This window comes from Ancylobacter sp. (assembly GCF_965229075.1).
Taxonomy (GTDB): Bacteria; Pseudomonadota; Alphaproteobacteria; order Rhizobiales; family Xanthobacteraceae; genus Ancylobacter.
This window is the reverse complement of record NZ_CBDDIO010000002.1, coordinates 2,266,228-2,291,530: the sequence shown is the minus strand read 5'-3', so window position 1 is coordinate 2,291,530 and position 25,303 is coordinate 2,266,228. Positions and strand designations below refer to the sequence as shown.

Below are 25,303 nucleotides of genomic sequence, written 5' to 3'. Positions count from 1 at the left end.
GAGTTCCGCGGTGTGAGGTAGATGTTCTAATTCGTGCTCAGTGTTGCAGCGGTCGGGTTGTGGCAGGTCTATTCTACGGCAGAAGGGGGCCGAATCTCTCGAAGTCGCCGCTCTTCACCACGGCAGTTGGGCTCGATGAGACCGGGCTTGATGTACTCTCGTCAGATGGACATCAGCAGATTATGATTCTCGCCGTTGAGCGGAATACGAGTCGATCTGTCCGGTGATGGGGTGCGAACACCGTCGAGCACCGAATATAATTCCTCACCCTCGCCGATGGCGCGAACCTCGATCCTGCAGGCTGCCCCGCCAAGCGTCACGGTCGCCTCAAATCCGGGCCATGCCGAGGGGATGCAGGGGGCGACGACGAGGAAATCACCCTCCCGGCGTATGCCGAGAATGCCTTCGACGCCGGCGCGGTGCATCCAGCCCGCCGAGCCGGTGTACCAGGTCCAACCGCCGCGCCCGACATGCGGCGCTACGGAATAGATGTCGGCGGCGACGACATAGGGCTCGACCTTGTAGCGCTCCGCCTCATCGGGCGTGCGGGCATGGTTGATCGGGTTGAGCAGGGTGAAGAGATCGTGCGCCTTGTCGCCCGCCCGCTGCCTGGCGAAAGCGAGGATCGCCCACATCGCAGCATGGCTGTACTGCCCGCCATTCTCGCGCAGCCCGGGCGGGTAGCCCTTGATGTAGCCTGGATCGAGCGGCGTCTTGTCGAAGGGAGGGGTGAACAGTAGCGCGAGTTTGCCGTCCGACCGGATCAGGTAGCGCTCGAGCGAGGCCATGGCGGTGGCCGCGCGCAGGCTGTCGGCGGCGCCCGACAGCACCGCCCAGGATTGCGCGATGGAATCGATGCGGCACTCACCGCTGTCCTTCGAGCCGATCCAGGTGCCGTCGTCGAAGGTCGCGCGGCGGTACCACTCGCCATCCCAGGCCGAGCGCTCGAGCGCCCGGCGCACTGACGCCGCGTGGGCACGCCAGCGGCGGGCTTGTTCGGGGTCGCGCGCCTCTGCCAGCGGCGCGAAGAGGTCGATGGTGCGGATGAGCAGCCAGCCGAGCCAGACGCTCTCGCCCTTGCCGCCCTCGCCGACGCGGTTCATGCCGTCGTTCCAGTCACCGGTGCCCATCAAAGGCAGGCCGAGCTCGCCGGTGAGCGTCACCGCATGGTCGAGGCCGCGCGCGCAATGCTCGAACAGCGGCCCCAACGTGTCCGCCGGCATCGGCTGGAAGAAATTGTCGTGCTCATCGGGGTGCAGCAGCGGGCCGTCGAGATAGGGCACGGGCTCGTCGAGGATCGCCGCGTCGCCGGAGTTGCCGATATAGGTGGCAGTGGCGAAGGCGAGCCACACATGGTCGTCGGAGATGCGAGTGCGCACGCCCTGGCCCGATTGCGGCAGCCACCAATGCTGGACGTCGCCCTCGAGGAATTGTCGCCCGGCGGCGCGCAATATGTGGCCGCGCGTCTCCTCCGGCAGCGCGAGCGTCAGCGCCATGCCGTCCTGCAACTGATCGCGGAAGCCATAGGCGCCGCTGGCCTGATAGAAGGCAGAGCGCGCGGTGATGCGGCAGGCGAGCGTCTGGTAGAGCAGCCAGCCGTTCAGCATGATGTCCATCGCCCGGTCCGGCGTCTTCACCTGGACGGTGCCGAGCACCCCGTCCCAATGGGCTGTCACCGCGGCGAGTACGGCGTCGAGGTCAGCCTGGCGATAGCGCGCGAGCAGTGCCCGCGCTTCCTCCACCGACCCGCACTGGCCGATGAACGAGACGACCTCGATCGTCTCGCCGACGCCGAGTTCGACCACCGTCTGCAGGGCGGCGCACGGATCGAGGCCAGCGCCGGTCGCGCCGGACAGAGGCGCCCTGCTTGCAAGGCCGAGAGGCGACGAGGGCCCGCTATCGCGGCCGATGAATTCGGTGCGGTCCGCGGTCCAGGCGGTCTGCCGCCCGGCGAGGTCGGCGAAGGCGACGCGGGAGCCGAATGTGGAACTCCAGCGATTGCGTGCCAGCATCGCACCGCTCTGCTCGTCGATTTCCGTGGTGATGAACGGAGAGGAGGCTCCCCGCGAGGTGCCAAGCACCCATTCCGCATAGACGGTGACGGAGAGCCGGCGCGGCCGACCGGAAAAATTGGCGAGTTTCAGCCGCGAGATCTTGATCGGATCGTCGAGCGGCACGTAGTGGAGCAGGTCGAGGGCTATGCCGTTCGCCTCATGCTCGAAGCGGCTGTAGCCGAAGCCGTGCCGCGCAACATAGGTGCCGTCGCCTCGGATCGGCTGCGCGGTCGGACTCCACAGATCGCCGCTCTCCTCGTCCCGGACATAGATCGCCTCGCCCGCAGGATCGACGACGGCGTCGTTCGACCATTGGGTAAGCTGATTCTCGCGGCTGTTCTGCGCCCAGCTATAGCCGCTGCCGTCGGCGGATATCTGGAAGCCGAAGCCGGCATTGGCGACGACATTGATCCAGGGTGCCGGCGTCGTCCGATCCTGCGCGAGGATAGTCACATATTCGCGCCCGTCCTTGTCGAAGCCGCCCAGGCCGTTGAAGAATTCGAGCGTGGGCGGCTCGCGCGGCGACACGGGAACGTGCATCGAGGTCAAGGCCCGCGCCCGGCGCTGGACGGACGGAGGATTCGACGGCCGGGGCAGAAGACGGGCGAGATGGTCGGCGATGGTGCCGCGACGTGCCGCAAGGACGATGCGGGCGACCGAGCGCAGAAGGGCACGTGACTCGACGCTCATGAGATCGGCACGCAGCACATAGACGGAACCCTGCGCCGGTTCCGTGCCGAGCAGCGGGCGCGACGCGTTGGTCCGCACCGCTGCCTCGATGGCGATCTGCAGGTCCTGCACATAGGAGGAGGCGCGCTCGTTGACGATGACGAGGTCGACGGCGAGGCGCTTCATGCGCCAATATTCATGGGCGCGCAGCAATTGGCGCACCTGCGCCATGTCCTCGACGTCGTCGATCCGCAGCAGCACGATCGGCAGGTCGCCGGAGATGGAATGCTGCCAGAGGCCGGACTGCGGGCCGGCACCGCGCATGATCGCCTCGGAGGGCGACCTGAAGCGCCGGTCGGCATAGAGCAGCGGCGCGGCGAGCCGCTGGAAGTCGGCGGCCTCCTCCACATCCACATCGAGATGTCGAAGCTGAACCTGTGCCTGCGTCCACGCCAGGGTCTTGGCCCGGTCGAACGCGTTGCGATCATGATGGGTATCGATCAAATTGAGCAGTTCCGCCCGCGAGGACGCGACGACGGTCCAGAAGGCGACGCGCGCAATCTTGCCCGGCGCGATGCGCACGCTCTGGCGCAGCGAGAAGACCGGGTCCAGCACCGTGCCCACGGTGTTCGAGAGCGGCTGACCGCCAGACATGGCCTGGGCCGTGCCGACGCTGCGCCCGCGGCCGATGAAGCGGGCGCGGTCGGTCTCGTATCGCGGGTTGGCGGCGACCTCGCCTTCCACTACCGCGAAATGCGCCGCCCAGATCTGCGGTTCGCCCGGCGCCCGAAGCCGCCGCGTGGCCAGAAGGGCGCCGAATTCCGGCAGGTGCTCGGTCTCGACGAACATCTTGGCGAAGGCCGGGTGGGCATTGTCGGCGGCCGGCGTGGTCAGGACCAGCTCGGCATAGGAGGTCAGCTCGATCTCGCGGGTCCGCCGGCCGCTATTGGTCAGCGAGACGCGCCGGACCTCGCCATTGTGCTCGCCGGAGACGATGACATCCATCGTCGTCGTCAGGCCGGCATCGTGACGGATGAATTCGGCGTGGTCCTCGCCGAACACCACGTCGCTTTCACCCGCAGCGTCCGCCATCGGGTGCGTGGTGGCGGACCAGACGCTGCCGCTCCGCACGTCGTGCAGGAAGATGAAGGAGCCCCAGTCGTCGCGCGTGGCGTCCTCGCGCCAGCGCGTGACCGCGATGTCGCCCCAGCGGCTGTAGCCGCTGCCGGCCGCGGTCATCATGACGGCGTAGCTACCATTGGAGAGCAGGTGCGTAGTCGGCGCCCCCGGAGCGGGAGCGGTCAGGCGACGTACCATCGCCCCCTCGCTGCGAGCATCGACGGCGGCGGCGCGAACCTCCTCGGCGCGGGGGCGGGCCACGACGACGTCGCGCGGCGAGCGTTCCTGCAGCAGCAGCTCGCTCGCCTGGATCATCGGCTCGCGATGGAATCGGGCACGCATCTCGCCGCCCCGCAGCGTGTTGGCGATGGCGACGATGGTCATGCCCTGGTGATGAGCCATGAAGCTGCGAACGATGGCCACGTCCTCGTCTTCCGGGAGCCGCGAACGGGTGAAGTCGAGCGCTTCGTAGAAGCCGTAGCGGCCCTGCGCACCCAGCTCGGCGAGACGGGCATAGTTCTGCCGCGCGCGCTCGGGGTTCACCATGCTAGCGAGGCCGGTCGCATAGGGCGCCACGACCACGCTCTCCGAGAGACCGCGCTTCAGGCCGAGGCCGGGCACACCGAAATTGGCGTATTGGTAGGTGAACTCCATGTCGCGCGCATTGTAAGCGGACTCGGACATGCCCCACGGAACGCCCAGAGACCGCGCGTAGGATTGCTGCCGCTCGACCACGAGGCGGTTGGTCTGTTCGAGCACACTGCCGGCCGGCGCCCGCATCACCAGCGACGGCATCAGGTATTCGAACATCGATCCCGACCAGGAGATCAGCGCCGAGCCGCTGCGGAGCGGCGTCGCGAGCCGGCCGAGCCGGAACCAGTGGCGGGTCGGGGCATCGCCCTTGGCGATGGCGAAAAGGCTGGCGAGGCGCGCTTCGGACGCCAGAAGGTCGTAGCAGCTCGGGTCGAGGCCGTTCTCGGCGAGTGAATAGCCGATGGAGAGCAGTTTCCGCTCGGGATCGAGCAGGAAGGCGAAGTCCATCTCCAACGCCATGGCCCGTGCCATATCCGCCAGCGCGGTCAGGCGATCCCGTATGGCGGCGGGCGCCGCCAGGAGCTCGACGCGGTCGCGCTCATGTTCGCTCACCGCCCTGCCGAGCGCGTTTATCCAGTAGGCGATGTCCGTGGAGCCGTCGGCGCCGGTCGCCGGGACGATCTCCTGCGCGATCCTGCCGGCCCTGTCGGCGAGCCGCTTCAGCGCCGGTGCTGTCGCCTCCAGGGTCTGTATGCCGGAAAGCTGGGCGTCGATCTCGTCCAGCGTCGTCGCCAGCGCCTGTCCCTGCGGACTGCCCGCGCTGGGCAGGGCCGTCATCGCCTCGCGCGCCAGCGCCAGAGCATCCGCAATGCCCGCGCGCGTGCTCACGCCGACAGGGGCATCCGTCCACTCCTCGCAGGCATTGGCCAGCGCGATGAGATGGCCGGCGAGATTACCGCTGTCGACGGACGAGACATAGTCGGGTGGCAATGAGGCGAGGTCCTGCGTCCCGTACCAGTTGAAGAAGTGCCCGCGGAAGCGGGGCAGCTTTTTCAGGGTCGCGAACGTTGCTTCCAGCCGCGTGATGGTCTCGATCGTGCCGGCCCAGCCGAAGTCGCGGGCGGCGACGGCCGAGAGCAGATAGAGGCCGATGTTGGTCGGCGAGGTCCGGCGCGCGACAACCGGTTTCGGCACTTCCTGGAAATTGTCCGGCGGCAGCATGTTGTCGGCCAGGGTGACGAAGGTCTCGAAGAAGCGCCAGGTGCGCCGGGCAATCAGCCGAAGGTCGCGTGCTTCCCGTTCACCGACGGCGAGGCGCAGCGGCACTTTCGGCGAACGGCTCGCCCATTGCGCTATCGCGGGCGCGCCGAGCCAGAGCAAGGCGAAAGGCAGGATGAGCGGCCAGGAGGACGGCATGATGAGGAGCGCGCTGGTCGCCAGCAGGAAAGCGAGCGCCGTGCTGCCGGTCATCTGCTGGTAGAAGCCGGCAAGTCCCAGCCGCGGTGCCGCCGAGGACTTCGCCGCCGTCGTCCATTCCAGCAAATGGCGATGCGTCACCATCAGCCGAAGCAAAGTGCGGATCGCCGCATCGGCGGCCCGCCTGGCATGGTCGGGCAAAAAGGTGAGTGACAGCAGGGTCTGGGCGGTTGCCAGCCAGATGTCGGCCCGCAGGTGGGCGAGGTGGCTGCGCAGGCTTATGCCGGGACGGCCCGGAAGCAGGGTGAAGAGGATCGGCAGGAAAGCGGGGACCGCGACGCTAGCAATCACCAGCAGCGTGCCGATCAGCGCCGCCGGCATGGGAAGCAGCCAGCACAGGCACAGCGTCAGCAAGGTGAGGGGGGCTAGAACGGAGCGCCGCAGATTGTCGAGCATCTTGCCCCGCCCGACCGGGGTCACGCCGCGCCGTCCCGCCCCGTGACCGAAGATCCACGGAACGAGCTGCCAGTCGCCGCGCATCCAGCGATGCTGGCGCTTGGCGACAACGTCGTAGCGCGAAGGGAATTCCTCAACGACCTCGACATCCGAGGCAAGGCCGGCGCGGGCGAACACGCCCTCGAAGAGATCGTGGCTGAGCATCGTGTTGTCGGGGATGCGCCCGGCGAGCGAAGCCTCGAAGGCATCGATCTCATAGATGCCCTTGCCAGTGTAGGAGCCTTCGCCGAACAGGTCCTGATAGACGTCGGACACCGCCGCCGCATAAGGGTCCATGCCGCCGCCGCCGGAGATCACCCGCTGGTAGAACGAGCCCTCGCGGCCGATCGGCAGCGAGGGCGTCACCCGCGGCTGGAGGATGCCGTAGCCGCCGACCACGCGCTGCTCGACGCTGTCGAATTTTGGCCGGTTGAGTGGATGCGCCATCTTGCCGACCAACCGCTGCGCCGCGTCGCGCGGCAGGCGGGTATCGGCGTCGAGGGTGATAACGTAGCGCACATCCGCCGGGACCTGCGGGGCACGCCCGGCAATGGCGATGAAGGAGGTGTCGTCCGCCCCGCGGAGCAGGCGGTTGAGCTCGTGCAGCTTGCCGCGCTTGCGCTCCCATCCCATCCATTTGCCTTCGCCCGGATTGAACCGGCGATGGCGGTGCAGCAGGAGGAAGCGGTCTCCGGCCGGGCCTGGGCCGTAACGCAGGTTCAGCTGCTGGATCTCTTTCGCCGCCCGCTCCAGCAACGCGGCATCGTTGGGCAGCACCTCGCTGTCGGCATCGATGCCGTCGGAGAGCAGGGCGAAGGTGAGATCGCCGGCGGAGCCGGAGAGGAAATGCACCTCCAACCGCTCGACCTGCTCCAGGAGATCCGCCTCGTTGGTGAGCAACGTCGGCACGGCGACGAGGGTGCGCAGCGACGTCGGGACACCGCCAGCGAGTTCCAGGCCGGGCAGGCTGGTGGCACCGAACAGCCAGGCCACCGCCCGGTTCACCAGAGCGGTCGCCACGTCGCTCGCCGGGATGAAGCCGAGCAGCGCGAGCACGGTGAGCCACGCCCCGGACAGGCCGGCAGCGGACAGCGCCCACAGCGCCAGCGCGAGGAGGACGCAGGCGACGAAAAGGATCGTGCCCACATAGCCGCTAATGCCGAAGCGGATGCCGAGGCGGCTCAGATGGAGCCGGGGCGGCGGACGGAAATCGAGGCTCCGTTCGAAGGTGTCCCGCCCATTACCGATGAGATAATAGCCGGGATCGCCGGTGGCGTCGGCCGACGCATCCTGCGTTGCGGTCGTCGCCGTCGCCACGGCCTGTAGTGCATGCCCGGTGATATCGAGCTCGGACGCTGCGGAGCCGCGGGCGAGCTGTTCGATGGCGCTGCGGTAGAGATTGCGGGTAGGGAAGTCCATCGCCGCAAAGGCGCTGCCCGCCCGGAGCCGCTCGTCGACCAGGCTGACGCTCTCGAACATCTCAGCCCAGTCGATGTCTGAGATCAGCCGCATGCTGGTGATGACGTTGCGCACGCTGACATTGGAAGCGCCGAGGCGCTGCTGAGCGTGCTGGACGACGCTCTCGACCGTCGCGTCCTGGCGCCCCAATCGCGCCTCCAGCCACCCCAGCGCTGGCGTGATCCGCGGATCCTGGTCCCTCAGCCGCTTGACCAACTGCGCAGCGAAGACCTCGTCCAGCGGTCCCGGCGACCGAGCCAGGACGTCCGCGTCGAGCGCGGTACGGGATTCGCCCGCCATGAGAAGCCGGTCAGCCAGAACATCGGCCTCGCGGCGCAGCTGCTGCCCGGCGGTGATCTGGTCGGCAAGCCGGCGCAGGTTCTCGATGAGCACGATGCGCAGCGTGATCGCCACCGCCCACAGCTCGCCGATGGTGAGCGGCTCGATCTGCTGATAGGCGGCTATAAAGCGGCGCAGCATTTGCGGATCGAAATGGCTGTCGGTATGGGCGACATAGGCCCAGGCGAGGCCAAGCACGCGGGGATAGCCGGCGAACGGCCCTTCGGCGAGCTTCGGGAGCTGCCGGTAATAGCCGGGCGGCAGGTCGTCGCGGATTTCGCGAGCCTGCTCCTCGACGAGGTGGTAATTGTCCAGCAGCCATTCGGCGGCCGGCACCACGGCGCGTCCCCCCTCCGCATCGGCGGCCGTGCCGCGATAGGCGGCCAGCAGGACGCCGGCATTGTCTTTCAGGCGGGCATGCAGGGAGGGGACGGAAGGCGGCCGCAAGGTGATCGGCTGCGCAGCGGCGAGGCTTCGTGCGTGCTGCTCCAGCCGTTCGGCGCCGAACAACTCCTCACGTATCGGCGCAGGATCGTTCCAGACGGACCCCTGCCAGGTGCGGCTGCGCAGTTGCAGGGCGTAGCGGCGAAGATCAGCGATCGGATTCATCAATGGCTACCGATGCGGGGTGGCGCGAGAGGCATGGGCCGATGGCCGGGGGGCGGATCTTCGCGGGGTGCGGGTCCGGAGCCCGCGCTAGGGCGTAAGGTGGACGGCGTCCCGGTCGGCGCACCATTCGCCGGCGGCGGGGAGGTCGCCGGTGACATCGACATGTGCGGCGCCGTCGCAGCACGAGGGAAGGCGCTTTTCGGAGAAACGGAGCTGCAAAAGTCGGCCGTCGACGGTGCGCAGCCGCAGGTCCGCGCGGCCAAATACTTCCCGGAGCACGGAGGTGGGCAGGCGGATCTCGCCGCAGCTTGTCACCTGTCCGCCGCTGGAGAGATAGCCGTCGAAATCATACCGCGTCGAAGCAACCGAGGTGTTCCCGCAAAGGAGACGGCCCGTGCCGCGTAGTCCGCCGAGATAGTCCATGGCCGATGTCTCCCTGGAATTTGACCGGCGATCACGCTTTCAGGTCGGCTTCCAGTGCCTTGGCCAGTTCCTCGGAATTGATCGTGAAGACCTGGATAGAGCCGGAAGCGGCGATGGGGGGTATGTGCAGCATCGTCGCTGAGCGCCGATAGGCCAGAAAAGTGAGGTCGGGGATCTCTTCCTCGTCGATCACCAACCGGTAGGTCCCCGCAGGCTGCCCGCTTTCGAGCGCGCTGAGCTTGAACGGATGCCTGAAGGTGACCGTGGTCTCTCGTGTCCGGCTGTGCATGGCACGGCCTCAGCCCTTCTTCTTCGGCAGCCCCAGAGAGGCCAGCGTTCCCTTGGAGAGGGCGGGCGCTGCCACGGGCTCCTTGATCTTCTTCGGCTTCTTGGCTTCTCGATTGCTGCGTACCTGACCCTTAGCCATGAGCTCTTTCTCCCTAACGCCTTGACATGTGTCTTCATAGAACGAAGGCCCCGCAACCTTGGGAAGGCGCGGGGCCGAAGAGCGCGGAGCGCCTCCAGTCGCTGCGGCATCGCTCAGCCGGCCGCCAGTACTTCCGTGGTTGGCCGGGAAGGCGACGCGCTACCGGCGACGTCCGAAGTCAGGCTTCGGACAGTCGGCGATCAGCTAAGTGAGTGGAGCTTATCTGCGGACATCTTTCCGCTGCGCTGATCAGCGACAAGCTCGAAGCCCACCTTCTGACCTTCACGCAGATCGCTCATGCCGGCACGCTCAACGGCACTGATGTGAACGAAGGCGTCGCTGCCGCCATCGTCCGGCGCAATGAATCCAAAGCCCTTCTGGGCATTGAACCATTTTACGGTTCCCGTGGCCATGGAAACCCTTTCATGATTGTATTTTGGCTTGCCCGAACGAATTCGAGCTGTCGAAATCGCATTTTCAGGAAAATAGAACCTGTGGCGCGGAAGAATTTTCCGCGCGGAGAGCGTTCTTCTCGCCGTGTATCGACTAAACCAATATGCGCGCCGACGAGAATATTACAAGGGTAAACGGATTTTTAAATGCCGACGCTCAGCCTTTGACGGCGGCTCATCCGTAGATTTCGTTCATTTCACGGAAGGAAATGAGCCGTCCCTGGCGCTGGTCCCACAGCGTCAGCCGCACGCAGCCGAAGCTCTCCCACAGCGTCAGGCGGCCGATGTCGCGCAAGTCCGGGTGGTCGCGCAGCACTTCCGGCAAGCGGTAATAGGGAATGCGGCTGCACAGATGATGTACATGGTGCATGCCGATATTCGCGGTGAACCAGCGCAGCACGCCGGGCAGGTCGTAATGCGAGCTGCCATGCAGCGCCGCCTCGTGGAATTTCCAGTTCTCGTTGGCGGCCCAGTGCGTGCCTTCGAACTGATGCTGCACGTAGAACAGCCAGACGCCGGCGGCCGCCCCCAGGATGACGATCGGCAGGTGGACCAACAGGAACGGCCCGATGCCGAAGGCCCACATCAGCAGGCCGGCGGCGACGGCGATGCCCAGATTGGTCGTCATGGTGCTGATCCACGGCTCCCAGCCCTCGCCGACAACCCCGAGCGGCAGGCGGCTCTGCAGCAGGAAGACGTAGATCGGGCCCACGCCGAACATCACCAGCGGGTTGCGGTAGAGCCGGTAGCGCAGCCGCCCCCAGCGCGAGCGCGCCCGATATTCCTCCACCGTCAGGGTATCGACGTCGCCGATGCCGCGCCGGTCGAGATTGCCGGAGCTGGCGTGATGGCTGGCATGGCTGCGCTTCCAGTAATCATAGGGCGTCATGGTCAGCACGCCGATCACCCGGCCGGTCCAGTCATTGCCGCTCCGGTTACGGAAGAAGGAGCCGTGGCCGCAATCGTGCTGGATCATGAACAGGCGGACGAGAAGCCCGGCCGCGGGAACGATGAGTAGCGCGTAGAGCCAGAACTGCTCCAGCTTCAACGCCGTCAGCATGGCGCTCCAGGCGAGCGCGAAGGGAATGGCCGTGATGAGCAGCTCCCAGACGCTGCGTCGTGGATCGGATTGCCGATAGCCGCTCAGCCGGGCCATCCAGCTCTTCGCATTAGATTTCGCTGCGCCGCATTGGTCAGCCGTCGGCATCGTGTCTCCGCGTCCACTCGCGTCTCTCGGCATGGGCCATTGATGTTCGCGAGGTCTAAGAGTGGATGAAACATTATTATGACATCGAAAATTGTTCGAATTAGGCGCCCAATATTCGCTGTGTAAACTTATTCGGCGACAAAACAGTCACCTGCCTGTGGTGATTTCGGTAGTTTTGCCGACCAGGCGCATTATTCGCCCCGCTCCGGTGTAGCCATCCCTGGCAATCGAGCGTCAGGGCGCCACATGCGGTGGATACTGGCCCGATCTGCCCTCTATTCGAGGCTGGGAAGCGGCCTCGGCGCACATGTCATCAAGCGGTTCTGCAGAGGTCCCGCTGACTCAATGGAGATGCAGTGAGCGTCCTGAAGATTCATCACAGCACGACCTATCGCTACAACAGGCCCGTGAGCTTGCGGCCGCATCAGATGATGCTGCGCCCCCGCGAGAGCCGGGAGCTTCGTCTGCGTTCGATCGACCTGACGATCACCCCCAGTGCGGTGGTGACGTGGGCCCATGACGTCGCCGGCAATATCGTGGCAACGGCGACCTTCCACGAGATGACAGACAATCTCGTCATCGAAAGCAGGGCCGAGATCGAGCTCGATGCGGTCGCATGGCCGGTATTCGACGTCGCCGCATCGGCGATCTTCTATCCCTTCCAATACAGCGCGGACGAATGGACGGACCTTGGTGCCCTGACAACGCCTCAATATTCCGATCTCACAGAACGGCTGCGAACATGGAGCCGGGCTTTCGTCCGCAGCGTGCCTACAGACACGCTTGCGCTGCTGAAGGACATTAATGCCGGCGTGGCGGCATGGATTTCCTATCAGAGCCGCGACGACGAGGGCACGCAGTCACCGGTCCACACGCTGGAGCGCGGCTGGGGATCGTGCCGCGACATGGCCGTGCTCTTCGTCGAGGCCGTGCGGACCCTGGGCTTCGGCGCGCGGATCGTCTCCGGCTATCTGCATAATCCCTTCCGGGAGCTTGCGGGAACGATGGGCTCGGGATCAACTCACGCCTGGGCGGAGGTCTATGTTCCCGGAGCGGGCTGGATCACTTTCGATCCGACGAACCGCAGTGTGGGCGGCGCCAACCTCATTCCGGTTGCCGTTGGCCGCGATATTCGACAGGTGATGCCCGTGACCGGTGAATTCTTCGGGATGAACGATGCGTTCGACGCGATGTCGGTGGAGGTTTCCGTCCAGGCGTAAACGCAATGGAGCACCACGCTGGTCAGCGGCCGCGCGTAGGGCGCTATGGCGTTCTGCAAGACGTCAGCCAGCTCAACGCCAGGAATCCCGCTGCTGCCGAGATGATGGAGGCGCCGAGAATGCCGAGCTTGACCGAGTCCAGAAGCGTGGGCTCGAAGGCCAGTTCGGCGATGAGAAGCGCCATGGTGAGCCCGATCCAGCCACTACGGCAGGACCGATCCCGGCGGCGCCAAGTGCAGCCCAGTTCAGCGGGGCGCCATAGCCAATCGCCACGACCAGGAAATAGCCGTCAGCTTTCTGGAATACGCGCGCCGAGAATCGCCAGGCATCCGATGACGAAGGCCGTGTCGGTGGACATGACGGTGCCCCAGCCGCTTGCGCCCGGACCGCTGCCAACCACGAGCAGAAACACCCCGGCGGGCACCAGCATCCCGCCGCAGGCAGCCGCCACAGGCAGGGCAGCGACGCGCGGGTTGCGTAGTTCCCCCAGGACCAGTTCGCGTTTCAGCTCGAGCGCAATGACGAAGAAAAAGAGCGTCATCAGCCCGTCGTTAATCCAGTGTTTCAGCGAACGGGAGAGTTCGACCTCGCCGAGCCGGACTCCCGCCAGCATATCCCACAAGGTGAGGAACGAGGCCGACAATACCGTATTGGCGAGAAGTAGTGCGAGGAGCGTGCTCAGCAGCAGAGCCACGCCCGCCATCGCCTCGAAGCGCAGGAAGCGCGTGAAAGGCCGCGTGAGCCGGTCTGCCGGTTCTCTGGGAAGCCGTGCAAGGCTCTCTTTCATTCGACAAGCCCCCTAGCTTCTGACAGCTTCCGGGCCAGGTCCCTTTACATCTATGCCGGCCCCGGCACCTCGTAGGTCCACACCCGGAAGGACTTCAGAATATGAGGGCCGAAGGAATTGATCAGCGGTATGTCGGCGGCATCGCGACCGCGGGCGACCACGATCCGGCCGATGCGCGGCACGTTATTGCGGGGGTCGAAAGTGTGCCAAGCGCCGTCGAGAAATACCTCGATCCAAGCGCTGAAATCCATCGGGTCGACGACCGGCACGCCGATATCTCCCAGATGCCCGTTCACATAGCGCGCCGGAATGTTGAGACAGCGACAGAAGGCGACGGCGAGATGGGCGAAGTCGCGGCACACGCCGACCCGCTCGTGGAAGGTCTCGAAAGCCGACCGCGTGGAGCGGGCCTGCATGTAATCGAAGCGGATGTGGTTGTGCACGAAGTCGCAGATCGCCTGCACACGGCCCCATCCGGGTGGCAGCGTACCGAACATGTCCCATGCCGTCTGGCTAAGGCGGTCGGTCTCGCAATAGCGGCTGCCCAGCAGATAGACGAGGGTATCGTCCGGCAGTTCCGGCACCGGCATCTCCCGGGCGGCCGGCAGCACTGGGTCCGGCCTGCCGTCATCTTCGATCGTGGCATCGCCCCAGATCATCAGGTCGCCGGCCGGCGCGACGAGCCGCCGGCATCGGTTGCCGAACAGATCGCGGTAGGTCGATGTCGGGACATCGGGCGTGGTGAAAAATGTCTCCGCCGCACGGATATCGTCGGCGCGGTCCTCATGGACGGACAGCAGGCAGACGAGCGCGGTCGGCTGCTGGCAGGTCAGCGTTATCTCATAGCCGTAGCGGATCAGCATGAAGGATTCCTGGGAGCCTCGATCCGTCTAACGGATATCGGCGGCAGTGAGAATGTAAGGGGCGCGGTGTCCGTTCGAATAGGCCTTGGACGCGGCTGCATAGATTGAGCTTCGCCGAGCGTCGAAAGCGGAAAGGCAGGCCGTTTCCGATGCCTCCGACACGAACAATTGGGTTGCTGGATTTACCAGCGCGCCGACATCGACCAGGAACGCAACCTCGAACATGCCGTCATAGCCGGAGAACCGGACGGCGTTCCGCGCCTTGTCGAGGCTGCGGCTTGGGTTGGGGAAAGCCAGTGTCATAGTGGCCCTGCCATGGTTGCAGATGCGTCGCTCCGCACGAGCGGTTCCCCGAATTGGTTCATGGCGACGGCCTTTTCTCTTGCCCCAGCGCAGCGTCGAAGGCGCAGTAATGAAGCTTGCGGCCGTTCTCGTCGACGATCGCCAAGGCATCAGGTCGCTGCGGCATGTCGAGCGACTGAGCCAGCGACCGCGCCATCCCGATCGCATTATCGAGATCGACTGCGTCCACGGTTTCGCGGCCGACGACCGCATGAGCGTCGTCCCGTTCGCGGGTGCGATAGAACTCGATCACGAACTTCATCATATCCGGTTCCGGAGAGGCCGGCGGTCAGCGACGAAACGTCCTGTCGACGAGCGCCGTGTTCTCGCGCGGCTCATCCGCGCGGACGATTTCCAGGCTGTCCTCCGTCGCCACCCGCTCGTGCTGCTCGCGCTCGTTGCGGATGCGGTACTGCAGCGAGTTCCCGCTCGGCGGCAGCTTGCTGGTAACACGGTAGATATCGCCGAACCGCGAGGTGAAGACGGTGTATCCGCCCCTGAGCCGGACGGTCTGCCCGATTGCGAAGAGATGCGTCGTCGGCTCGCTGTCGATGGCAGGGGCGCTGTGTTGTGGAATGCTTCGAATGGTCATGATGGTTTGTGGTCCTTCTGAGATAGGGCGGTTCGCCGAAATGATCGGCGACTTGCTGCGTGGGCTGTCGGGCGGTGATCGGCAGCCAATCAGACAATGGCGCACGCCCGCTCGAGCCGATGTGGGAAGACCGCTCCTCTCCGAACCGAGACCCGTGCCGCCAATACATCCGTGTTCGGCAGAAGCGTTCCAGATCCGAATAGGCGCCGTACACGTCGGATCGGCGCCACGCATCCGTTTTGAGAACTTGGTGGTGATGGCGCGTCGCCGTCGCTGAGACAGCGAAAGCCAAATGGGCCAAATCAACAGATTTATGGGGTACGCCTCAATTTCGTTCCAGACAAGGCCGCATCGCTATAATGTAAATATTTTGTCCGCTCATCGGCTGAATCGGAAAAATAAAAGCGGGGGCGAGCACATCGGGAGATGCCGTTTTTTCTCATCGGCCCCTCGGTTTTTGAAACCGATATTTCGAGCCGCTCTTTCAATATTTTCGTGCCGGCAAAATTATAACTCTGGCACTCCTATCATCCGAGTGCCAGAGGCGCTATGTTAACGCTGCGGTCGCCCTGTACGCTGACCGCAGAAAGAATCCGATGAAATTCCGGCCACTCCACGACCGCGTCGTCATCCGGCGCTCGGAAGGCGATCTCATATCCAAGGGCGGGATCATCATTCCCGACACCGCGAAGGAAAAGCCGGCGCAGGGCGAAGTCGTTGCCGCCGGCCCTGGCCTGCGCGACGAAAGCGGCAAGCTGGTTCCGCTCGACGTTAAGGCTGGCGACCTCGTCCTGTTCGGCAAATGGTCCGGCACCGAGGTGAAGATCGACGGCGAGGAACTCCTGATCCTGAGGGAGGTCGACCTACTGGGCATCGTCGAGACGACCGCGGCGACCGGCAGGCAAGCCGCCTGACCGGCCGATCTCCGAGTCCCGCCTCTCAAGACCGAACTGGACCTGATCCTATGTCCGCCAAGGAAATCCGCTTTGCCACCGACGCCCGCGACCGCATGTTGCGCGGCGTCGAGCTGCTCAACAATGCCGTCAAGGTGACGCTGGGCCCGAAGGGGCGCAACGTCATCATAGAGAAGGCATATGGCGCCCCTCGCATCACCAAGGACGGCGTGACGGTCGCCAAGGAGATCGAGCTCGCCGACAAGTTCGAGAACATGGGCGCGCAGATGGTGCGCGAAGTGGCCTCGAAGACCAACGACCTCGCCGGCGACGGCACCACCACCGCCACCGTGCTCGCCGCCTCCATCCTGCGCGAAGGCGCCAAGCTGGTCGCCGCCGGGATGAACCCGATGGACCTCAAGCGCGGCATCGATCTTGGGGTGGCCGAGGTCATCAAGGAAATCCGGGCCCGCGCCCGGAAGGTCGAATCCTCGGCCGAGATCGCCCAGGTCGGCACCATTGCTGCCAATGGCGACACCACCATCGGCGAAATGATCGCCAGGGCGATGGACAAGGTCGGCAATGAGGGCGTCATCACCGTCGAGGAGGCGCGCACGGCCGAGACCGAGCTCGATGTCGTCGAGGGCATGCAGTTCGACCGCGGCTATCTTTCTCCCTACTTCATCACCAACACCGAGAAGATGCGCGCGGAGCTGGAGGACCCCTATGTCCTCATCCACGAGAAGAAGCTCGGCAATCTGCAGGGGCTGCTGCCGATCCTCGAGGCCGTGGTGCAGACCGGCAGGCCGCTGCTGATCATCTCCGAGGATGTCGAGGGCGAAGCGCTGGCCACGCTGGTGGTCAACAAGCTGCGCGGCGGCCTGAAGGTCGCGGCGGTAAAAGCCCCGGGCTTCGGCGACCGCCGCAAGGCCATGCTGGAGGATATTGCGGTCCTCACCGCCGGCCAGATGATTTCCGACGACCTCGGCATCAAGCTCGAGAACGTGACCATCGAGATGCTGGGCCGGGCCAAGCGCGTGCTGATCGAGAAGGAAACGACGACGATCATCGACGGCGCCGGCAAGAAGAAGCACATCGAGGCGCGCATCGCCCAGCTCAAGACGCAGATCGAGGAAACCACCTCGGACTATGACCGCGAGAAGCTGCAGGAGCGCCTGGCCAAGCTTGCCGGCGGCGTCGCGGTGATCCGCGTCGGCGGTGCTACCGAGACCGAGGTCAAGGAAAAGAAGGACCGCATCGATGATGCGCTGAACGCCACGCGCGCCGCCGTCGAGGAAGGCATCGTGCCCGGCGGTGGCGTCGCGCTGCTGCGCGCACGATCCGCCCTGCGCTCGCTGGCGGGCAGCAATGCCGATGTGACCGCCGGCATCCTGATCGTGCTGCGGGCACTGGAGGCGCCGATCCGGCAGATCGCCGAGAACGCGGGGGTGGAAGGCTCGCTGGTGGTGGGCAAGCTCACCGACAGCAAGGATCACAATCAGGGCTTCGATGCGCAGAGCGAGACCTATGTCGACATGATCAAGGCCGGCATCGTTGATCCCGCCAAGGTGGTGCGGACCGCCTTGCAGGACGCAGGCTCGATCGCGGCGCTCCTGATCACCGCCGAGGCGATGATCGCCGACATTCCCGCCAAGGAAGGCGCTGCACCGGTCGGCAATGGCGGCATGGACTACTGAGCACAGTGCCTGAATCGTCCGGCCAGGCATGGCCGGACGGCGGAATCCAACCTCCAATCGGCAGGAGACTTCCAATGACCATGCAGGGCAGCAGCAGGACATCGCTTAGCCAGCGAATTGACGACTATCGGCCGTCCAAGATGATCCTCATATGGACCTGCGTCGCCACCGCCGCGGCCACGATGATCATAGGGTTCAACTGGGGCGGCTGGGTGACCGGCGGCACGTCACGCGCGGAGGCTGCAACCGCAGGCGATGTGGCGCGCGGAGAACTCGCTTCCGCCATCTGCGTCGAGCGATTCAACGCCGCGCCGGATGCGCCCGCGAAACTCGCCGAGTTCAAGGCGATCCCCGACAATTACAAGAAGCGCCAGTTCGTCGAGGAAGGCGGCTGGGCGATTATGCCCGGCCAGACCTCGCCTGACCGCCTCGGTGTGGAAGGCTGCGTGACGGCCCTCGCCACCTGATCGGTTCCGGGCCGAAGCAGGTGTCTTCATGCCTCGGCCGATGCGGTGTCCCCGGACTCAGCGCATCAGGCCCGCACTGCGCAGTGCGTCCTCGATGATCTTGCCTACGGAAGTCTCGCGAGCCGAGCCATGGATCGCTGGACGTGCGGGAGCATCGCCCGCCCGCGCGCCATCCGTGTCGGAATGGCGTGGCCCCGGTGGCGGGAAAGCGGCACGGGAAGCTTCGGATATATCCGGAACGAAGTCTGGCGGTAGACTATCGTGGCCTTCGACGATGCCCCAGAATTGGGCGATTTCCTGCGTGGAGGAAATGCCGACGTCCAGCATATAGGGCTCCGGCCTGCCCAACTCGTCGCCCAGCGGCGTGCCATGGCCCACCGCAGCGACCGTGTTGAGCTCGATCACCGCCTCGCCCGCTGTGTTACACCAGACCCGCCGCCAATGTGTACCCCGACCATCGGTTCGCGTCGCAACCGCCTCGAGCCTGTGCACGCTGCGCCACTGCGCGGCGATGTCCTCGGCGTTGGAGGGGGCGACCGTAGGATCGGCCGAACCCTGCCAGATGCTCACTCTCGGCCACGGACCGGAATGGCCGGACGCTTCGCGCAGCAACTGCCAGAGCTCGTCATCGGAAGCCGGGCCATGGCCGTGCATGCAGCTGAACGCCTCGGGAATCGTGGTGGCGCGGCCATAGGGGAGGCCGGCGATGATATCGCGCGCGACCGTCCTGGCGTTCCGACCGGGCTGTTCGATGACGGCGGGACCATGACGGGCATCGTCAACCTGCTGGAAGACGTGTCGGATCGCGCCGTCGCCTACGAAGCCGCTCAGCGCCTGGCAGCTATCATCGAGACGTCGGCCGATGCGATCCTCACCAAGGATCTCGATAGCATCATCACCAGCTGGAATGGCGGAACCCAGCGGCTGTTCGGCTACGCCGCTGAAGAGATCATCGGCAAATCGGTTTCAATGCTCGTGCTGCCCGATCGCCCCGACGAAGAGCCGAACATCCTGACACGCATCGGCGCCGGCGAGCGTATCGAGCACTATGAGACGACGAGGCGCCGGAAGGACGGCACCCTGGTTGACATCTCGCTGTCGGTCTCGCCGATAGCGGACCATTCCGGACGGATCATGGGCGCCTCGACGATCGCACGGGACATCAGCGAGCGGCGGCGCGCCGAGGAGCAGCAGCATCTTCTCATCCGGGAGATGGATCACCGGGTGAAGAACCTGTTCTCGCTGGCGAGCAGCATCGTCTCACTCAGCCGGAGGTCGGCGACGAGCATGGACGATCTCGCCTCCGCTGTCATGTCGCGGCTGAATGCCCTGTCGCAGGCACATGCCCTGACGGTGCCGCACACCTCGACGGCCAGCACACGATTGCAGCAGGGGACGACACTGCACAGGCTCATGCGCTCCATCCTGTCGCCATATGACGAATGCGACGGGAAGCTTGGATCCCGTGTCACGATCGAAGGGCCGGATATCGATGTAGCCAGCGGCGCAGGGAACGGTTTCGCCCTGTTGTTCCACGAATTCGCGACGAACGCCGCCAAATACGGCGCTCTATCGGTGCCGGGCGGAGGGATGGACATCCGCTGTGAGGATCAAGGAGCTACCTTCGTCCTGACCTGGAGAGAGCGTGGTGGCCCGCGGATCGCTCGCGCTCCCGACGGTGACGGGTTCGGCAGCCTCCTCGCGCGCTCCACCGTGCGCGGCCAGCTAGGGGGCGAGATTGAGCGCGAATGGAAGCCGGAGGGTCTTTTCATCCGGCTGGTGGTCGCGACGGACCGGTTCGCCGGCTAGCACTGCCGCTCCTCTCAGGCACCGCCGTTCCCGAATGTCCATAGATATCCGACCAGGCCGAGAATGTCACCAGCCCGGTCCTGAGGGCGGATATCGTCGCCATCACGCCGACGTGCGCCGATTAGGCCGGCACCCGTGGTAAGGGTCACGGATGGACAATGCCGTTGGTTTCGCAACCGAGCTTTCTCGGCCCCTCCACTTTCGCTCTTTCAGTCAATTGGCACCGGCCGCTCGCAACGGCAGGATCTACAGGCCGTCTCCCGAACGAGAGACGGGTCTTGCTTCGGACGAGCCACGACACGTGAGAAAGCCCCGGCTGCTCGCCACAGCCCTTGGAGCTCATTTGCAGGCGCGCATAACCGCGAGCAAATAGCCATGGCGACCTATCGTTTCCGGCGAACCGGCGAAGACAAGGACGCTCCCATCGAGCTCGCCAATGACGTTGCCGCCTGGGCGGGGGCGCTGCCCAACAGATGGACATGGCACGGTCGCGCCACCGGGCGATCGCGCTTCTGGGAGCCTTGCAGCAGCGCCTGGAGCTGGTGCTGTCCCCTTCCACATTGCTGGAGCTGCCCAACTTTTTCGTGCTGATGATCGAGAGCAGGACGTGGGGGTATTTCACCCCCACACTGCGCGGCTTCGGCACCTCGGCCAGCCCGTCGCCGCCCCGGCTGGACGCGGACGAGAATGGCAACCGGATTGCGTGGTGGTGATGTCTCAGGCGGCGGGCGAGGCCATGGCCGAGGGGCGGCTCCCCTTCTCTCGGGCGGCCGGGCGGGGGATGGCCATGGTGGATGCGCCGGCGGCGCCCGCGGCGCTCATCGAGGCGGCCTTCGCCGTTGCTCACCCGCTTGGCTCCTTCAGCAGGTTCGTCTGCACCGAAGTTGCGTGAACCCGCAGGGGCGGCTGCTCTGAGCGCGACCGAGGTTGCAGCCGCCGACAATCGTTGCCGCGGCAATGTCCGGTCCTCAGCAGTGAACCAAAGTCCGTTCCTGGCGCAACCACGACCTCCGGGGCGGTAAGCGCAACGTCCGCTTTCAGGAAATCGCTCATCCAACCTCTATGGCCGAAATGGCGGCGCAAAGCGGACGTCGTTGAAGAGGGCAGTCGACGGGCGGGTAGAGAGCAAACCCGGCCGTCGCCACTCAAGCGGCGACTTTACCGCGCTTTTTCGCGAGCATGGTGCGGACGAACTTGTCCCACTTGTCCATACCGGCGCGCTTCTCAACCATGTAGTTCCAGCGGTCATAGTGGCGGGAACTGACATCCTGTAGCGCATGGTTCTGAAGCCGGTCGCGGATTTCCTTGGTGACGCCCGCTTTGCCGGCAAGCGTCTTGAAGGTCCGGCGCAGATCACGGTTGGTCGCATGCGGGATGACGCCGCGATCGCGCTGACGCCAGACGAAGGCATAGAGGGTGCCGTGGCTGACCGGACGGGTCGGATCCTTGGCTGAAGGGAAGAACCAGCCGAATGCGTTCGGTGTGATTGACTCGATGAGTTCGGCTGCGAGCGAGGGAACAGGGACCGCGTGCGGCTGAAGGTTCTTCGTCGTCGACCAGTCGATGATCCGCTCCTTGGCGTCCCACTGATCAACATGAAGACGAGCGATCTCCTCCACCCGCTGCCCGGTCAGCATGATCAGTTGAACCGCCCGGGCATAAGATGGGTGGATCGGGGTGTCCGGGCATTCCAGCCACCGATAGAGCCGGACGAACTCATCCTCACTCAGCCACCGGGTCCCCTGCACTTTCGGCTCGGTCGGGATGCCCGAGGCTGGATTGAACGGAATCCGGAAGCGTCTTGGTGAAGCGTGACGGTAATCATTGTCTGACTTCATGCCCCAGCCATAGGCGGCATGGATGTAGCCCCGGACATGGTCGGCCATGGACCGGGCGCCACGCTCATAGATCGGTCGGATCAACTCGACGATCTCCTCCGGCTCGATGTCCCGTGCCAGGCGGTTCCGCCCTAATGTCCCGGCAATCTTGTTGAGACCCTTCTCCGTCTCTTTCCACGACGGCTTGTTCGCCGCCTTTAGCGATACAACATAGCCCTCGAACAGATCCGCAACCGTACCCGGCCGGGTATCGGTCGCGATCTTGATGCTCCGACCCTTCTGGATCAAGTCGGCGTAGTCGCGCTTGAACACCTCCCTCGCCTGCGCCAATGACATCGACGGGTAGGCACCAAGCTTCTTCTTCGTCCGCTTACCGTCCCGCCACTGTTGCGCCATCCAATCGGCAGTCACCCTCTTCGGCATGGGCTTCAGGACCAGCACCAAGCGACCTGTCCCCCGCCCCTCCCCGTCCGGCAGGTTCTCCTGCTTACCGCTAGTCTCCACCCGCTTCACGGCGTGGCGGATGGCGGCATCGGTCAGGCTCGGCATGGCGCATCTCCCACGTGGGCACTGGGATCGGTCGAGGAGAAGCGGGATCGCCGACTGGGATCGGAAAGCGGTCCTCTATCCCTTTTGCCGCTCCCACTATCCCACAGCCTCCGGGAACACGCCAAGCGCTAAAATCTAGCCCGCACAGCACTTACGCTATGATACACCACGGTTCGACGCAGCACCCTACAGCGCGACTGTCGGGTGGTTATGGACGAGGATGATCGCGCTCGCCGCCACTTCCAGCGCTCGCTTCACCACCTCGCGCGGATAGACCGGCGTGTGGTCCACCGTGCCGCGCTGCTGCACCTCGTCGAGGATGAGTTGGTTGCGCTTGTCGAGGAACAGGATGCGGAACTGCTCCTGCTCGACAAAGGCCATGCTGGCCCGGCAATGGGCGATCACCGCGCTCCAAGAGGACAGCACCGGACGGGCGCGCACCTGTCCGCGCGTTACCCGCTCCACCGCCGCGCCGATCAGCTTCAGCTCGGTGATGATGGCTTCGCCCACCCCCTTCACCTCGCGCAGCCGTCCGGGCGGGGCGCTGATCGCCTCGGCGAAGGAGCCGAAGCGGTCGATCAGCGCCTTGGCGAGCGGCTTCACATCGGCGCGCGGCACGGCGCGGAACAGCACGAGTTCCAGCAGTTCGTAATCCGGCAGCGCCTCCCCGCCCCCGCTGCGGAAGCGCTCGCGCAGCCGCTCGCGGTGGCCGAGAAAATGCGGCTCCGCCTCGTCGAAGCCGGAAGGCGCGGCCGGCTCGCGCCCGGCGGACCCCGGCGCGGCCTCGCGGCCGCCGCTGCGCCCTGCTCCGTTGCGCGCCATGCCGGCCCCGGCCCCGCTTAGTCGTTGCTGAAGATCGGCTTGTGATAGCCTTTGGGCGAGAGGGTGAAGATCTCGCAGCCCGTCTCCGTCACGCCCACCGTGTGCTCGAACTGGGCGGAGAGCGAACGGTCGCGCGTCACCGCCGTCCAGCCGTCGGACAGCACCTTCACATGCGGGCGGCCGAGATTGATCATCGGTTCGATGGTGAAGATCATGCCGGGCATCAGCTCCGGCCCGTCGCCGCGCCGGCCGACATGCACGATGTTCGGCTCGTCGTGGAACACCTGGCCGACGCCATGGCCGCAGAAATCGCGCACCACGCTCATATGCAGCGGCTCGACGAAATCCTGGATCGCCGCGCCGATATCGCCGACATGCTTGCCGGGCTTCACCTCGGCGATGCCCCGCATCAGCGATTCATAGGTCACGTCCAGCAGCCGCTCGGCGCGGCGGGGAATTTCGCCCACCGGGTACATGCGGCTCGAATCGCCATACCAGCCATCGACGATCAGCGTCACGTCGACATTGACGATGTCGCCCTCACGCAGCGGCTTGTCGTTGGGAATGCCGTGGCAGACGACATGGTTGATCGAGGTGCAGGTGGATTTGCGGTAGCCGCGATACATCAGCGTCGCCGGTAGCGCGCCATGGTCCATCGCGAACTCGAACACCAGCCGGTCGATGGCGTCGGTGGTCACGCCCGGCGCCACCAGCTCATGCACGAGGTCGAGCGCCTGCGCCGTCAGCTGCCCGGCCTTGCGCATGCCGGCAAAGCCCTCGGGGCCATGCAGCTTGATATGGCCGGTCTTGCGCAGCGGCGCGCCGGCCGCCTCCACATAGCTCATCGTCGAACGTCCAACTGCACGGGGTCAGGGCGAAGGTGCGCCTCGAATGTAAGCCATCCGCGCGCTGGCGCAAGGAAAGCACGCGCAGAACGCCCCGCGCCTCGCCCTCACCCCAGCGTTTTGGCCATATGCACCAGCCGCCGGTCGGGCAGTTGTTCCACCCGCTCGATGGCGTAGCCCTTGCGGCGGTACCAGTTGATGTTGGCCTCCAGCGGCTCGCCGGTATAGAGCCGCACCGTGTCCCGTCCGAGGGCGCGGGCCCGCGCCTCGGCCGCCGCCAGCAGCAGATTGCCATGGCCGAAGCCCTGCGCCCGCGGGCAGGCGGCGAGGCTGTCGGCGAGCAGATCGTCGCCGCGTGGCTGTAGGATGGCGACGGCGGCGATGCCGTCGGCGCCCTCCAGCACCCACACCTCCCGCTCGCGGAACACGCGGGCATAGTCCCACAGCAGCGGCACCGGCTCGACGCCGAGCAGGATGCGGTTGCGGGCATAGGCGGCGCGCTGCAGCGTCTCGACCGCGGGAAGATCGGCAAGGTCGGCGCGGCGCAGCGTGCGGCCTTCCACCTCAAGCGTGCGGGCATTGAGCGCGGACAGCGACACCCATTGCCGGCCGGCCGCGTCGAAATTCCCCGGCGCGAGCCATGCCTCCATCGCCACCGCGATCTGCGGCCATTCCTCGGACAGAATCGAGAACCACGCCGTGTCGCGGTTGCGGCCCTTGATGATCATGTGGTGGCGAAACAGCCCCTCGAAGCGGAAGCCATAGCGTTCCGCCGCCCGGCGCGAGGGGGCGTTGAGCGCGTTGCACTTCCACTCATAGCGGCGATAGCCCAGCGTCTCGAACACGTGGCGGGCCATCAGATACATGGCCTCGGTGCCGCCCGGCGTGCGCATCAGCGCCGGCGTGTAGAGGATATGGCCAACCTCGATGGTCCGGTTCGGCGGGTCGATCCGCAGATAGGTCGCATGGCCCACCGCGACGCCGGTCGCCTTGTCGATGATCGCGAACAGCAGCGGATCGTCGCGCTCCGCCGCCGGGCCGTAATAGGCGGCGAAGGCGGCATAATCCGCATAGGGGCCGTTGGGGAGATAGGCGAAGATGGCCTCGCTCTCCGGCCCGTGGCTGGCGGCGTACAGCGCCGGCCCATGGGCGTCGAGATCGAACGGCACGAGCTCGACGAAGCGGCCGGCAAGTAACTTGCGCGTAGGCCGCTGCGCCGGCGCGGTATCGACCAAGGGCCCGATCGGCAGCGCCGGCGGCGCGGAAAGCTCACTCTGCGGCCCAGTCATCGGCGTCTCACCCCACTCCCGCATGGCCGGCGTCGCACTTGAACCCGGCCCCGTTCCCGTGTGACACGACTGCGAAAGACTGCAAGAG

23 protein-coding genes and 1 pseudogene are annotated in these 25,303 nt (G+C 65.6%); 7 read left to right on the top strand and 17 right to left on the bottom strand.

The annotated features are described in order from the left end of the window. Positions 1-161: 161 nt before the first annotated feature. From ACO07Z_RS16725 to ACO07Z_RS16700, 6 genes are all read right to left on the bottom strand, one after another. Positions 162-8,693, bottom strand: coding sequence for a GH36-type glycosyl hydrolase domain-containing protein (locus ACO07Z_RS16725; RefSeq protein ID WP_421699727.1), 8,532 nt, complete (start codon positions 8,691-8,693; stop codon positions 162-164). A gap of 87 nt (positions 8,694-8,780) precedes the next feature. Next, positions 8,781-9,116: a hypothetical protein gene (locus ACO07Z_RS16720; RefSeq protein ID WP_421699726.1), complete on the bottom strand. Its 336-nt coding sequence runs from the start codon at positions 9,114-9,116 to the stop codon at positions 8,781-8,783. A 31-nt stretch (positions 9,117-9,147) separates the two neighbouring features. Next, entirely contained in the window at positions 9,148-9,405 is a 258-nt protein-coding gene (locus tag ACO07Z_RS16715) for a hypothetical protein (protein ID WP_421699725.1), read from the bottom strand. 9 nt (positions 9,406-9,414) lie between these two features. After that, positions 9,415-9,543 carry a hypothetical protein gene (locus ACO07Z_RS16710; RefSeq protein WP_421699724.1) on the bottom strand — a complete coding sequence of 43 codons (129 nt, stop codon included), beginning with the start codon at positions 9,541-9,543 and terminating at the stop codon, positions 9,415-9,417. A 200-nt stretch (positions 9,544-9,743) separates the two neighbouring features. Next, entirely contained in the window at positions 9,744-9,956 is a 213-nt protein-coding gene (locus ACO07Z_RS16705; RefSeq protein WP_421699723.1) for a cold-shock protein, read from the bottom strand. Between the two features lie 214 nt (positions 9,957-10,170). Continuing rightward, positions 10,171-11,202 (bottom strand): fatty acid desaturase, encoded by a 1,032-nt coding sequence (locus ACO07Z_RS16700; RefSeq protein ID WP_421699722.1) that lies wholly within the window; start codon positions 11,200-11,202, stop codon positions 10,171-10,173. Between the two features lie 356 nt (positions 11,203-11,558). On the opposite strand from ACO07Z_RS16700, the gene ACO07Z_RS16695 reads away from it, so the two are divergent. Then, complete coding sequence (locus ACO07Z_RS16695) at positions 11,559-12,422, top strand: transglutaminase family protein (RefSeq protein ID WP_421699721.1); 864 nt, start codon at positions 11,559-11,561, stop codon at positions 12,420-12,422. 43 nt (positions 12,423-12,465) lie between these two features. Here ACO07Z_RS16695 and ACO07Z_RS16690 read toward each other — a convergent pair whose 3' ends face one another. From ACO07Z_RS16690 to ACO07Z_RS16665, 6 genes and pseudogenes are all read right to left on the bottom strand, one after another. Further along, positions 12,466-12,606: a Na+/H+ antiporter NhaA gene (locus tag ACO07Z_RS16690; RefSeq protein ID WP_421699720.1), complete on the bottom strand. Its 141-nt coding sequence runs from the start codon at positions 12,604-12,606 to the stop codon at positions 12,466-12,468. An 11-nt stretch (positions 12,607-12,617) separates the two neighbouring features. After that, positions 12,618-13,209 (bottom strand): annotated as a pseudogene (locus ACO07Z_RS16685) (Na+/H+ antiporter NhaA); the annotation flags it as partial. 50 nt (positions 13,210-13,259) lie between these two features. Continuing rightward, positions 13,260-14,072 (bottom strand): transglutaminase-like domain-containing protein, encoded by an 813-nt coding sequence (locus tag ACO07Z_RS16680; protein WP_421699719.1) that lies wholly within the window; start codon positions 14,070-14,072, stop codon positions 13,260-13,262. 27 nt (positions 14,073-14,099) lie between these two features. Beyond that, a complete protein-coding gene (locus tag ACO07Z_RS16675; protein ID WP_421699718.1) occupies positions 14,100-14,375 on the bottom strand; it encodes a DUF1488 family protein in 276 nt (91 codons plus the stop codon). A 58-nt stretch (positions 14,376-14,433) separates the two neighbouring features. Next, positions 14,434-14,679 (bottom strand): hypothetical protein, encoded by a 246-nt coding sequence (locus ACO07Z_RS16670; protein ID WP_421699717.1) that lies wholly within the window; start codon positions 14,677-14,679, stop codon positions 14,434-14,436. 24 nt (positions 14,680-14,703) lie between these two features. After that, the gene (locus ACO07Z_RS16665) at positions 14,704-15,006 is read right to left on the bottom strand and encodes a hypothetical protein (RefSeq protein WP_421699716.1); all 303 of its coding nucleotides are present in this window, start codon (positions 15,004-15,006) and stop codon (positions 14,704-14,706) included. A 596-nt stretch (positions 15,007-15,602) separates the two neighbouring features. Between ACO07Z_RS16665 and ACO07Z_RS16660 the strand changes: the two genes are divergently transcribed. The 3 genes from ACO07Z_RS16660 (at position 15,603) to ACO07Z_RS16650 (ending at position 18,063) form a co-directional block, all read left to right on the top strand. Next, complete coding sequence (locus tag ACO07Z_RS16660; RefSeq protein WP_421699715.1) at positions 15,603-15,920, top strand: co-chaperone GroES; 318 nt, start codon at positions 15,603-15,605, stop codon at positions 15,918-15,920. A gap of 50 nt (positions 15,921-15,970) precedes the next feature. Beyond that, positions 15,971-17,596 (top strand): chaperonin GroEL, encoded by a 1,626-nt coding sequence (gene groL, locus ACO07Z_RS16655; protein WP_421699714.1) that lies wholly within the window; start codon positions 15,971-15,973, stop codon positions 17,594-17,596. A 74-nt stretch (positions 17,597-17,670) separates the two neighbouring features. After that, complete coding sequence (locus ACO07Z_RS16650; RefSeq protein WP_421699713.1) at positions 17,671-18,063, top strand: hypothetical protein; 393 nt, start codon at positions 17,671-17,673, stop codon at positions 18,061-18,063. A 57-nt stretch (positions 18,064-18,120) separates the two neighbouring features. On the opposite strand, the gene ACO07Z_RS16645 is transcribed toward ACO07Z_RS16650, so the two are convergent. Then, positions 18,121-18,717, bottom strand: coding sequence for a hypothetical protein (locus ACO07Z_RS16645; protein ID WP_421699712.1), 597 nt, complete (start codon positions 18,715-18,717; stop codon positions 18,121-18,123). On the opposite strand from ACO07Z_RS16645, the gene ACO07Z_RS16640 reads away from it, so the two are divergent. The 3 genes from ACO07Z_RS16640 to ACO07Z_RS16630 all read left to right on the top strand — a co-directional run bounded on the left by ACO07Z_RS16640 (position 18,706) and on the right by ACO07Z_RS16630 (position 20,764). Continuing rightward, positions 18,706-19,872, top strand: coding sequence for a PAS domain S-box protein (locus ACO07Z_RS16640; RefSeq protein ID WP_421699711.1), 1,167 nt, complete (start codon positions 18,706-18,708; stop codon positions 19,870-19,872). The two genes, ACO07Z_RS16645 and ACO07Z_RS16640, sit on opposite strands and share 12 nt — an antisense overlap. 479 nt (positions 19,873-20,351) lie before the next feature. Further along, entirely contained in the window at positions 20,352-20,585 is a 234-nt protein-coding gene (locus ACO07Z_RS16635) for a hypothetical protein (RefSeq protein ID WP_421699710.1), read from the top strand. Continuing rightward, positions 20,579-20,764, top strand: coding sequence for a hypothetical protein (locus ACO07Z_RS16630; RefSeq protein WP_421699709.1), 186 nt, complete (start codon positions 20,579-20,581; stop codon positions 20,762-20,764). Before ACO07Z_RS16635 ends, ACO07Z_RS16630 begins: the two co-directional genes overlap by 7 nt. 253 nt (positions 20,765-21,017) lie before the next feature. On the opposite strand, the gene ACO07Z_RS16625 is transcribed toward ACO07Z_RS16630, so the two are convergent. The 4 genes from ACO07Z_RS16625 to ACO07Z_RS16610 all read right to left on the bottom strand — a co-directional run bounded on the left by ACO07Z_RS16625 (position 21,018) and on the right by ACO07Z_RS16610 (position 25,215). Beyond that, on the bottom strand, positions 21,018-22,259 hold the full coding sequence (locus ACO07Z_RS16625; protein ID WP_421699708.1) for a tyrosine-type recombinase/integrase: 1,242 nt from the start codon (positions 22,257-22,259) through the stop codon (positions 21,018-21,020). Positions 22,260-22,445: 186 nt separating this feature from the next. Beyond that, entirely contained in the window at positions 22,446-23,081 is a 636-nt protein-coding gene (locus ACO07Z_RS16620; protein ID WP_421699707.1) for a JAB domain-containing protein, read from the bottom strand. A gap of 17 nt (positions 23,082-23,098) precedes the next feature. After that, entirely contained in the window at positions 23,099-23,926 is an 828-nt protein-coding gene (gene map / locus ACO07Z_RS16615) for a type I methionyl aminopeptidase (protein ID WP_244375058.1), read from the bottom strand. 107 nt (positions 23,927-24,033) lie between these two features. Next, positions 24,034-25,215: a GNAT family N-acetyltransferase gene (locus ACO07Z_RS16610; RefSeq protein WP_421699706.1), complete on the bottom strand. Its 1,182-nt coding sequence runs from the start codon at positions 25,213-25,215 to the stop codon at positions 24,034-24,036. Between the last annotated feature and the right edge of the window lie 88 nt (positions 25,216-25,303).